This window comes from Vibrio sp. 970 (assembly GCF_033339075.1).
Genome location: NZ_JAWOTW010000021.1, coordinates 56487 through 67676, shown reverse-complemented (window position 1 = coordinate 67676; position 11190 = coordinate 56487). Strand labels below are relative to the sequence as shown.

Here is an 11190-nt window from a genome sequence, read left to right as displayed (position 1 = left end):
ATTGGCGCTGGACTAAACAAAGGCCCCCTTTTAGGGGGCTCACACAAAGCCACCTTCTTTAGAAGGTGGTAATTTACCTAAACGGTTCATGTTTCAACGCTCAACAGGGCATTCATCGTTTGAGTATGAGTAATGTGGTTAATCACCTTTCTTGTTCTTTTGTTCAAGGATTAACGATAACAGGCGAACGAGCAGGGACTGAGCTTCCGGTGAGAGCAATCGCGCCACGGCTGTTAAGTCATTTGCTGTGACATGCTGAACATCACGTACATCTAAGGCAATATCTAGGTCAGTCAAATGAAGCGAACGCAATATGGCACGATATTGTGAGAGTTTAAGATCGGACTCTCCGCGCTCGATCCTTTGATATGTTTTTACGCTCATTCCAGCGATGTTTGCCATTTGCTCACGGGAGAGGCCATTCGATTTTCGTCTTGCGATCAGTGCTTGAATTATAGGGTCTACCTGCATGTGCTCTCCTGAAAGGACAGTTTTGACCTAAACGGAGCAAGAAGTGGACCAGTTTAACCACCACATATTTACCTGCTTTGCAATCAGTATAAAAATAACTGTCTTATAAAAACGTAAATATTTTAGTCAGTTATTAACTCAATGGAAAAGTATCAATCATACAAATCAATAGAAACGAAAGCTTCTATTCGCAAAATGCAACGCATTTTAGATCATTTATTTAGTGAAATTGATCAGCAACATCGTGAGACTAAAGAGAATGTTGTGACACTGATTCAACAGTCACAACAGCGATTGATGAACTACAAAGAGCTTTACCTTCACAAAGAATCGATAAGTGAAGTAGAGCTGCGGATGGCGCATGAAAATATGAGTGAGACTGAGAAGCAGGTCGCCGATATGGGTATTCCAGTGTTAACTTATATCATTGGCGCGCTAGATAAAGCGTATTAACACAGTCGTAAAGTCGGGCGATACAAGATTTACACAATTTCGATCAATTGATGACATCTAAAAGAAAGGATGCAAATGCTGGGGAACCACACCCAGCATTCGGACACTCATTTACCTATATTTTCGAACCGTAAATCAGTGTTTAGAGGTATGTGAACCGAACAGTGTCGGTACGCAGCGAATAATAGCGATATTGTCCGATCTAGGCTACGTCCTTGGAATCTAACACCTTCACTTAAACTGTAAATTAATCTGTACACCCAGCCAAATTGAGCCATTGAGCACGTTCTGCCTTCTTTTTAAGCGATAAAAGACTAATTAGTGACGAAAAAAACAACACATCTTAGGTAAAAGATAAGAGTTGTTAAAATATATCGCTATAAGATTGACCTTTTGCTTTTCAATCGTCCTGCTTATGCCTTACAATCTTTTCGAACCAAATCCATTCATAACGAATGGGGTTGATGAATTAAGATGAACAATTTTGCTTCGAACCCAAAGTTGCGCACATTTCATCAGCGATGACATCGCCAAAAATGACTCTCAAGTGTTCATGTGCAAATGATTAACCACCTTTTGTTGCGTGTTTTCTTAGCCATACAGGGCTCTTGTAACATAGTGCTCTTGTAACCAAATTTTGACTAAGTCGGAGCGTTTTGTTGTGTGCTTTAGATAAAGCACAACTGGTGAGAAATTAACGGATTGAATTTAGAGGTATTAACCGTGAACCTAAAACTTGTCGGCAGTTCCCTGATCGTTGCAGGTACTGCTCTTGGCGCTGGTATGCTTGCTATACCAATGGTGCTTGCTCAATTTGGCCTCCTTTGGGGCACTCTTCTTATGTTGTTCATCTGGGCTGGAACGACTTATGCTGCGCTGCTCCTTCTTGAAGCCAGTTGCAAAGTAGGTGGTGGTGTGAGCATGAATGCAATTGCTCGCGAAACGCTTGGTAAAGGAGGCCAGTTGGTAACCAACAGCTTGCTTTACGCCCTGTTAGTTTGTCTATTAATGGCTTACATCATTGGTGCGGGTGATCTGGTACAAAAAGTAACAGCCTCAATTGGGCTTCCAACATCTACGATCTCAAGCCAAGTCGGTTTTACTCTTTTAGTTGGTATCATTGTTTCGGCAGGTACAGGGGTAGTAGATAAGCTGAATCGCGGTTTGTTCCTAGGCATGATCGTAGCGCTGATCCTGACACTTTTTGCGCTTGCACCAAGCGTCTCGTTTGAAGGACTTGATGAGGTTGTGAGCGACGATAAAATGGCACTTATCAAAACCAGTTCGGTGCTTTTCACCAGTTTCGGTTTTATGGTCGTGATCCCATCGCTTGTAACTTACAACAAAGAAGCGAGTAAAATACAGCTGCGTAATATGATTATCGTGGGCTCAACTATTCCGCTTGTTTGTTACCTATTATGGTTGTTAGCGGTTGTCGGCAACCTACCACCTCATGAGCTTGTTCAATACTCCAACGTAACAGAGTTGATATCGGTACTAGGTCAGCAATACGAGGGCTTAGAGTTCATCCTATCCATGTTTACTGGTTTGGCACTACTAACGTCGTTCTTAGGTGTTGCAATGGCGCTATACGATCAAAATGCAGACCTACTGAAAGCAAGTAAGCCAGTGATTTTTGTTACTACTTTTGTGCTACCACTATTAGGTGCTGTATTTGCGCCAGAACACTTCCTAGCTATTCTCAGCTACGCGGGGATTATTCTCGTGTTTCTCGCGGTCTTTGTCCCATTATCAATGACCATGAAAGTGCGCCGAGTGCCAGTAGAAGATGACAATATTTATGAAGCTGGTGGCGGCGCAATGGGAATGAGCATGATCTTCCTATTCGGCTGTTTCTTGCTGTTTGCCCAAGCAGTATAAAATCACGCTAGCTTATTTAAAAACTGAGCCGCTCGTAGTCAAACGGGCGGCTTTTTTGTATTCATAGCCGAACCCAGGCCACTCAAAGTCATCAGCATTTTTGATGTTTGACGTTTCTCTGATAATCACGGTTAGCGCTGACTTTTTAGTAAAACTCCTTAGCGAAAGGCTGACATGTACAGTGATTCACCCTTCTATTATATCGATGTTGATATGAATAAGAGGCTCTGTTGTGTCAAAGCAATTATCTTTTGCCATGGTTGGCGTTATGTTGTCTTTAGGTGTGTTGAGTACAGAAGCGGTGGCTGACCCGAAGCATAAGCATGGACATCGGTACGATCACCATCATGCGCATCACCACCATCATAAACACAAGCGCAAGCACAAGCATAAACACAAACATCGTGACGTTATTTATGTGGAGACCCGACGACCAAGGCGCAGTTACTATTACCATGACCGAATTCCTCGGAATAGTACCTACATAAAGATTGGAGATTTCACTTATCTAAAAGTGGACGACCGTTATTATCGCCGTTCTAATGATCGCTATATCCATGTCGAGTTCAATTAAACTTGAAAGGGCACATAGTCGGCGTTCTTGTAATGTTGAGCTTAATAGCAACAACATGGCACATGTAACATCGACCAATACTAGGGTTGAGGGGTAAAAACAAAAACAGCGAGCCGGTGCTCGCTGTTTTTGCTTAGATGAGTGTTAGACAGTAAATCTATTTAAGATTTGATCTTGTTTATGTACATCTTCTTGTTGCGCCTGCATCGCGTCGTTGGTTCGATTTGCCGATTCGGCGACTTGAGTCGATAGGTCTTTAATATTCACCGTATTGTTGTTGATCTCTTCAGCGACAAGGCTTTGCTCTTCCGCTGCTGAGGCAATTTGCAAGTTCATATCGGAAATACGCTGAATCGCGTCACGAATGCGTTGTAACGCACTATTTGCTAAACCCGCTTTTTCAACGGCCTCTATAGCACTACCTTTGCTTTGATGCATGGCATTTGCCACAGATGAAGCGCCAGATTGTAGTTGCTCAATCATAGTACGAATCTCTGTTGTCGACTCTTGAGTACGTTGTGCCAGTGTACGTACTTCATCTGCAACAACGGCGAAGCCTCGGCCAGATTCTCCCGCACGTGCAGCCTCGATTGCGGCATTCAACGCGAGTAAGTTCGTTTGGTCCGCAATATCGTTGATGACTTTTAGAATCGTTTCGATATTGGCAGTAGCAGATTCCAACACTTGTACTTCTTCGACTGCAAGGTCAATGCTATCGGAAAGCATGTTTATCGTTTGTGTCGATTCACCAACGATAGAAGACCCCTCAACCGTTGCTTGGTCGGCTTCTTTGGCTGCACTTGCCGCACCTTGCGCATTATTAGCAACCTCTGTCGCGGTGACAGACATCTCATGCATCGCGGTAGCAAGTTGTTCTAGCTCTTGCAGCTGAGTGTGAATTGCGCCTGCCGAGTCTTTTGCGCCCTCAGCGGTGATTTGAGTTCCAATTAAAATTTGATCAGAAATACGTTTCGACTCAATGATTTGCTGTTGTAAGTTCTCCATGAACGTATTGAAGTTTGTGGCAAGCTCAGAAAACTCTTGGTCAGTATCTGTTTCGAGGCGTTGTGTAAGGTCGCCTTTCCCTGATGCTACATCTTTAATCGCATTGTTTAGCGTGTCCAAAGGACGCATGAGAGTGCGAATCAACAGAGTTAGGGCGATAATAGATGCAATCACGGCAATGATTGAATAAATAATAGCGTTGTTACGAAGCTCTCCTACGGCAGAATAGGCAACAGCTTCATCGATCACCGAACCTACGTACCAGTTCTCGCCAGGAATGTGAGTCAGGTTAACCATGTAGCGGTTGCCATCAATCTCAACATGTTGTGCTGATTGCGTAAGTTCGATTTGCGGGAGGTAGCTACCGACTTTTTCACCGTTGTATTTACTTTGAGGGTGAGCAATGGTTGTGCCATCAGCGGTGATCAGAAATAAGTAACCAGCATCAAACAGATTCACTTGGTTGACCAGATCAGAAAGGGTAGTTAATTCGAGGTCATAAAACATACCGGCTAAAAACTGGCCATTTTCTTTTACTGGCGTACCAACAGAGATGATAACGTTTTTCGAAGACGCATCGACGTACGGATCGGTTACGACCAAATCGCCTTTGCTCTTAGCTGCAATAAACCAAGGACGCTGACGTGGGTCGTAGTCTGGACCCGCATCCCAGCCGTCGTCATTTTCAATCACAAAGCCATTACTTTCATAACCAAAACCGATGGCAAGGAAGCTGCTTTTTGGCGTGGGTCTTTCAAGTATGTTTTGAACATAGCTATGTGAACTGGGATCAAGCTCAATCACTTCAGTAATGGAGCGAGCGAGATCCTTCTTTGCATTCATTTCTGATTGCACAGTGTTACCAACACTGGTCAATATCTCGTTTACACTTGAGTCGATTTGCTCCTGAGTTTGGGAGCGGATGGTCATAACTTGTTGTGTCGACAATAACGACACGGTAATTAGCAGCAAAAATGAAGAGGCTGTGACAACCTTATGTCTGAATTTCATGAGCTTTCCTCTGATTCTCCCGGTTGGTTCCACTTTGCTTTCGCCTCTTTTAAACCGAGCGAATTGGGCATAAAGAGAAACCTATTGTGTTTGGTTATATTTTTATCGACATCTTTGTCAAAAACATGAACTCATTTGTCGTCTTTTTTAACTAAATTTAAACAAACCGACAATTTACGTTAAAACTTGTGAGTGTGATCATGTTTGCGAGCTCAATTAATGAAATCGTCATAATGAAAAGAATTGCTTAACAAATAGTGGCATTAACTGGCTTTACAGGTGAGGTGATGAAAATTTTGTTGGTGCTGACAGGTGTTTTGTTGAAGTTTTGTCTTTGTAAATTATGAGCTTTTTACTAAAAGCATAATGTGGACGGAGTTTTAGGTATAAAAAAGGCCCCGACGATGCGGAGCCTTTGTTAATTGACGTCTCGATTTTAGAAAATAAGATGAGCAACGCCAGCAATCACAGGTAACGTGATTAACGTACGTAAAATGAAAATTACGAAGAGCTCTACAATGTTTACTGGAATTTTGCTGCCTAACAGTAGGGCACCTACTTCCGACATGTAGATAAGCTGAGTTACTGACATTGCTGCAATAACAAAACGTGTCATTTCGTTATCGATTGAGGCCGCTAAAATTGCTGGAATAAACATATCTGCAAAGCCAACAACGATTGTCTGTGATGCTGCAACAGCTTCAGGGACTTGCAGTAGCTCTAGGTATGGGATAAACGGTTGACCCAGAATTGCAAATACAGGCGTGTATTCTGCAATCACCAATGCGACGGTACCAAGACCCATCACTACAGGTAGTACGCCAAATACCATGTCGACTGCGTTGTGTACGCCTTCTTTAAATACAGACTGAACCGATGTGACTTGACCAGCACGCTTAAGAGCTAGATCCATACCCCAAGAGAATGTGGTGTGGCCTTCTGGCACTGCATCTGCGTCTTTATCTGGGTTGCTGCCGTCAATGTAGCGATCTTTCTTCAGACTAAGCGGAGGCAGGCGAGGAATGATAATCGCAGCTACGATACCAGCTAGACAGATAGCGCCGTAGAAAGGCAAAAATAAGTGCTCTAGTTTTACCTGAGCGATAACAACTAAGCTAAACGTGATCGATACTGCTGAGAAAGTGGTCCCGACAACAGCCGCTTCACGCTGAGTATAAAACTTATTTTCGTATTGCTTGCTGGTTAGCAAGATACCAACACTTCCGTCGCCTAACCAAGATGCCATACAGTCAATTGCACTGCGGCCAGGTAGGTTGAATACCGGACGCATTATTTTACTGAGTAACGCACCAAATAGCTCCAGAAGACCGAAGTTCAAAAGAAGCGGAAGCAGTAAACCCGCGAAAATGAAAACGGCAAACAGAGTAGGTAGAAGACCAGTAAGAACAAGCCCGCCAGTGTTCTCTTCCCAAATTGCTTTTGGACCCACTTGGAAGAACGTCATTAACACGGCAGCGCCGCCGATTAAACGAACAACGAGCCAAAGTGGAGATGGGTTGAAGAGACCGTTTAAAAAACCATTACGTAAAATTGCAGCTGGCTTAAAAATTTTGCAAAGAACAGAAGCAACGGCCATGAAAGCGATGATACTGGTGACGATAGCAATCAAGGTATCGCCTAACACCGCTGGGATGACTTTTGCCATCACTGCAACGGGAATGGTTAGGCCGCCATCGTAAGAGATCGGAGCCATAAAGAGTAGAAGACCAATTAGGGAAGGGATGAAAAACATCCAAAAGTTGCCCTTAGGAGCTTCAGTAGCATTAGTGGTGTTATGCATAGTTGTCTCGTGTTACTACTAGTCAATACTTGCCATTTCCATGACATAAATATTCACTAAACATCCGTATTTAATCACAGTTTTGCGGAGGGTACCCGCAAACTGCATCCATTGCAATACTATTCATTAAATACATCTAGTTATTCAGCCGATTTGTCGGGTAATTGGTCAAATAACGTATAAGTGTATGCGAATATGTTGCTTGTGTTAGAAAATTGTAGCACGAGAGGCGGATTGCGCAGTGAATTATGGGGCGCATTGTGACTGGAATAATAAAATGGTAAATAAATGTGATTTTGATCTAACTAACTTCTTGGCCAGAAATTCAGTTAGCCTTATCTATTTTAAGGTTTTTAGTGGTGTCAAAATACCGTTCAGCGTTTCTTGTACCGTTGCAGTGTGAACCTATTGAGCCAAATCCGATTGAAGTATGTCGCTTCAATCGGATCGAAATTTTATGCTTTTTGTTGACGGCTAAGTATGTATAGGTAACTCCAGTAAATCAGAGCTGTAGAAAAAGCCAATATTGCTGGGAAAACCAGCGTATATAAACCATATACCGTAAATAGAGCCGCTCCCGCGACGCCGCCAAACAAAAAGCCAAAGAAAATGAATAGGAATAATTTTGCTTTACGTCGGTCAAATTGACGACCTCTCAAGCTCTCTCCAATCATAATCCCTAGATCGGTGATGATTCCGGTCATATGTGTGGTTCTGACTACTGCGCCGCTAAACGTGGTGATCATTGCGTTTTGTAGTCCACATGCTGCTGATGCTAGATATTGGCCGTACAAATCCCCTTGCACCAAAAAGCCCAAGCTGAGTAAGAGCAAGCTCCCTTCTATGCACAGTGCAACACCATATCTTCGCCCTAGTTTTAACGCACTGCTTTCAATAAAAAAGCCGCTAAAGGCAGCGCCAATCAAAAAGCTAAATACGATGAAGAGCAGGTGAATGGAGCTATCCACACCTGTTAGCAAGCTGTTCCCTAGCTGAGTTACGGTTCCCGAAAGATGAGTTATCGCTTGGTGTTGAAAGCCGAGAAGACCAACGGCGTTGACGCAGCCCGCGAGAAGAGCTAGTAGAAACGCGCCATATTCCACCCAACGAGGAAGTCTGGAAATCACAATAAACCCCCACCAAATATTAGGAGCCGATTATAACGCTCACACCGAGTTGCGAAACCCTTTACAGTAAAACTCGATTGATCATTCTCAAAAAAATCTCACTTATAGGGCGGTTGTCCGAGCCAAAGTAAATACGTGAACGCGGATTGCTCGCTAGCAGATGTGTTCCGTTGTGCATTCGAAACTCACCCACCCGTGTTTCATTTGTTCATAGACTGAAACGGTAGGTTGGTGGAACTCTTTATCGGTAAATAGACCGACGGGAATGATCATGATTTCTGGGTATGCAGAAACAAACAACCTCATTGTCGTACCGCAGGATGGACAAAAGTCATACTGAACCTCACCGCCATCATCGCCAATTCTGGTATAGCTAGTGACTTCACCGTTTAAAGTGACGTGCTCTTTTTCAAAGCGAGCTTGTACCCCAAAAACACTGCCAGTTCGTTTTTGGCATTCGAAGCAATGGCAGACAGACGTGTGGGTGGGCTCTCCCTTACAACGGATCTCAACTAAACCGCAGGCGCACTCGCATGTATGAATGGTTTTTGTCATCGTGATTACCTATTTGTCCCAATACACCAATAGACCTAGAGCACAGAGCTTGTGTCACTAGCTCGTTATGAGCTCTGGACTTGAAACTATTTGGATACAATCAGTTTAGTTTAATTTTGAAACACTTGAAGAGGTGAAATCATTTGGGTATACAATGGTATACTCGCTTTTCGTTTATACCTTGAAACAAGGAACTCTTCATGACTCACAAAAAAATCCTGCCGATACCACTTATTCTACTTATTCCAATCGTTTTATTGGTTGTGGTTGTGATCGCAGGTGTTTATCGTTTTAGTTTGTCTGATGACGAGATCATGGCTAAGTTTCCTCAAACAGAAGTAGAAACGAACGTTATTGTGCAAGAGACGCTTGGCATCACTGCACGTAACCCTTGGACGATCCAAGTACCCGAGCAGGGTGCGGTCACTTTTCTTGATGAGTGGGATAAAGAAAACGGCTATTTGATCGGTGACTATGATGCAGGTGCGACAAAAGGTCAGGTACTTGTTCCAACTGCGTCGATTAGTCAGCGTGAGATTGAAGGTGTTTCATGGGTTGTTGCACCGATGATTGTAACGACACAAGGTAGCGGTTCGTTTAACTATGTTGGCTTGTTCAAGTTTGACCCCGTGCCGAGCCGAGTTGTCCTTTTAGACAGTATTTTTGTTGGTGACCGCGTGAAATTTACTCAGCTCGAATGGAAAAGTGATACAACTATCACTCTTTCATGTTTAGCGCACGGTGACGATCAAGCAATGGCAGACACGCCAAATCAATTCAATTCATCCACATTACAGCGTGTAGGGAATAACTTACATATGCAACAGTGATGAATTTTTTTTGAGTTCTGTAAAAATTCAGTATTTTCTGCGCTAGATCTCGAAATTTCCTAGTGATTTCTTATTCGGGAATGCATAAGCTATGAGCCTTGTTTGAAAGGAGATAGTAATTCCCGTGTCTACAAATGAAATTACAAGACGGTTGCCGAATCTGACAAGTCGTAGAGCGCTGCTGTTATACTCCTTGCCAGTTTTAGTTGCGATTGGTGTTTCTCACTCTCTCAAAGAGTCATCTTTAACCAAAACCATCGCATTGAACCTACCTGAATCTCAGGTCGTTGAAAAAATTCTTGATGCGACAACTGCCGAAGTTGTCACTCCCCCGAACTTCGAATATCAAATCCAAGCAGGTGACAACCTAAGCACTATTTTTAGTCAGCTCGGTTTCGGTTACAGCTCGTTAATGAAAGTAATGGAAACGGATTTGAACTACTTGGCACTTGATACACTTAAGCCGGGCAATACGCTCCGTTTCTGGCGTGATGATGCGACAGGCGAGTTAGCGAAAATGGAACTGCAATTTTCTATTGCAGATAAAGTGGTCTACAAGCTGAATAGTGATGGTAGCTATGACTTTACTGATATTTCCATTCCTGGCGTGTGGAGCCAAGAACCTTTAGTTGGCGTTATTCAAGGCAGTTTTTCTTCTTCTGCGAGTCGTTTAGGTTTAACGTCGGCGGAAGTGAGTCAAGTCGTAAGCTTACTCAAAGAACAACTTAACTTTGGACGTGATCTTCGTGCAGGTGATCGATTTGAAGTTGTTCGCCGCTCACAAAGCATCAATGGTGTACCAACAGGTAAGAACGAAATTGAGGCGATTAAGATTTATAATCGCGGCCGCGAGATCACCGCTTACCTTCATACTGATGGTCAATTCTACAATGCCAAAGGTGAAAGCTTACAGCGCGCATTCCAGCGTTACCCTGTAAGTAGCCGTTGGCGTATCAGTTCTGGCTTCAACCCTAATCGTTTACATCCAGTAACGGGGCGTGTTGCGCCGCACAACGGCACTGACTTTGCTGTACCAACCGGTACACCAGTCGTTTCTACTGGTGATGGTACAGTGATCATGACTCGTAAACACCCTTATGCGGGTAACTACGTGGTTGTTGAGCACGGCAGCAAATACAAAACCCGTTACTTACACCTAAGTAAGATTTTGGTGAAGAAAGGGCAAAAGGTTTCTCGAGGCCAGCGTATCGGTCTTTCTGGTAAAACAGGTCGAGTGACTGGGCCACACCTTCACTATGAGTTGATTGAATACGGCCGTCCAGTTAACGCTATGCGAGCAAATATCCCAATGGCGAGTTCTGTTCCTAAGAAAGAGATGGCTACTTTTGTCGCGAACAGAGATGAAATGGATAGACTATTACGCGATAAAGAGAAAGCAGTGCTGTAATAAAGTACTTCGCTCAAAAAACAAAAAGAGACTAAGCATAGCTTGGTCTCTTTTACTTTGTGCATTAACTAGAT

The 11190-nt window shown here is 43.4% G+C and carries 10 protein-coding genes; 5 read left to right on the top strand and 5 right to left on the bottom strand.

Annotated features, from left to right (window positions below; translation table 11 throughout):
• Positions 1 to 138 precede the first annotated feature (138 nt).
• Positions 139 to 471: a helix-turn-helix transcriptional regulator gene (locus R7Q11_RS22160; protein WP_005375470.1), complete on the bottom strand. Its 333-nt coding sequence runs from the start codon at positions 469 to 471 to the stop codon at positions 139 to 141.
• A 141-nt stretch (positions 472 to 612) separates the two neighbouring features.
• Between R7Q11_RS22160 and R7Q11_RS22155 the strand changes: the two genes are divergently transcribed.
• The 3 genes from R7Q11_RS22155 (at position 613) to R7Q11_RS22145 (ending at position 3379) form a co-directional block, all read left to right on the top strand.
• Positions 613 to 924, top strand: a complete 312-nt coding sequence (locus R7Q11_RS22155) for a hypothetical protein (protein WP_005375472.1) — start codon at positions 613 to 615, stop codon at positions 922 to 924.
• A 723-nt stretch (positions 925 to 1647) separates the two neighbouring features.
• Positions 1648 to 2805 (top strand): amino acid permease, encoded by a 1158-nt coding sequence (locus R7Q11_RS22150; RefSeq protein ID WP_025768474.1) that lies wholly within the window; start codon positions 1648 to 1650, stop codon positions 2803 to 2805.
• 232 nt (positions 2806 to 3037) lie between these two features.
• The gene (locus R7Q11_RS22145) at positions 3038 to 3379 is read left to right on the top strand and encodes a hypothetical protein (protein ID WP_080276968.1); all 342 of its coding nucleotides are present in this window, start codon (positions 3038 to 3040) and stop codon (positions 3377 to 3379) included.
• 144 nt (positions 3380 to 3523) lie between these two features.
• On the opposite strand, the gene R7Q11_RS22140 is transcribed toward R7Q11_RS22145, so the two are convergent.
• From R7Q11_RS22140 to R7Q11_RS22125, 4 genes are all read right to left on the bottom strand, one after another.
• The gene (locus R7Q11_RS22140) at positions 3524 to 5395 is read right to left on the bottom strand and encodes a methyl-accepting chemotaxis protein (RefSeq protein WP_225466726.1); all 1872 of its coding nucleotides are present in this window, start codon (positions 5393 to 5395) and stop codon (positions 3524 to 3526) included.
• 436 nt (positions 5396 to 5831) lie between these two features.
• Positions 5832 to 7196 (bottom strand): YjiH family protein, encoded by a 1365-nt coding sequence (locus R7Q11_RS22135; protein WP_017635848.1) that lies wholly within the window; start codon positions 7194 to 7196, stop codon positions 5832 to 5834.
• Positions 7197 to 7651: 455 nt separating this feature from the next.
• Positions 7652 to 8323, bottom strand: a complete 672-nt coding sequence (locus tag R7Q11_RS22130) for a YoaK family protein (RefSeq protein WP_005375484.1) — start codon at positions 8321 to 8323, stop codon at positions 7652 to 7654.
• Between the two features lie 153 nt (positions 8324 to 8476).
• The gene (locus R7Q11_RS22125; RefSeq protein WP_017821610.1) at positions 8477 to 8878 is read right to left on the bottom strand and encodes a GFA family protein; all 402 of its coding nucleotides are present in this window, start codon (positions 8876 to 8878) and stop codon (positions 8477 to 8479) included.
• A gap of 200 nt (positions 8879 to 9078) precedes the next feature.
• On the opposite strand from R7Q11_RS22125, the gene R7Q11_RS22120 reads away from it, so the two are divergent.
• Together R7Q11_RS22120 and R7Q11_RS22115 are read left to right on the top strand one after the other, a co-directional pair.
• Positions 9079 to 9708 carry a hypothetical protein gene (locus tag R7Q11_RS22120; protein WP_225466725.1) on the top strand — a complete coding sequence of 210 codons (630 nt, stop codon included), beginning with the start codon at positions 9079 to 9081 and terminating at the stop codon, positions 9706 to 9708.
• 124 nt (positions 9709 to 9832) lie between these two features.
• Positions 9833 to 11116: a peptidoglycan DD-metalloendopeptidase family protein gene (locus R7Q11_RS22115; protein WP_025768471.1), complete on the top strand. Its 1284-nt coding sequence runs from the start codon at positions 9833 to 9835 to the stop codon at positions 11114 to 11116.
• Positions 11117 to 11190 lie beyond the last annotated feature (74 nt).

Coding starts and splice junctions, on each gene's coding strand:
- R7Q11_RS22120 (WP_225466725.1), top strand. CDS start 9,079: ATGACTCACAAAAAAATCCTGCCGATACCACTTATTCTACTTATTCCA.
- R7Q11_RS22140 (WP_225466726.1), bottom strand. CDS start 5,395: ATGAAATTCAGACATAAGGTTGTCACAGCCTCTTCATTTTTGCTGCTA.
- R7Q11_RS22155 (WP_005375472.1), top strand. CDS start 613: ATGGAAAAGTATCAATCATACAAATCAATAGAAACGAAAGCTTCTATT.
- R7Q11_RS22160 (WP_005375470.1), bottom strand. CDS start 471: ATGCAGGTAGACCCTATAATTCAAGCACTGATCGCAAGACGAAAATCG.
- R7Q11_RS22125 (WP_017821610.1), bottom strand. CDS start 8,878: ATGACAAAAACCATTCATACATGCGAGTGCGCCTGCGGTTTAGTTGAG.
- R7Q11_RS22135 (WP_017635848.1), bottom strand. CDS start 7,196: ATGCATAACACCACTAATGCTACTGAAGCTCCTAAGGGCAACTTTTGG.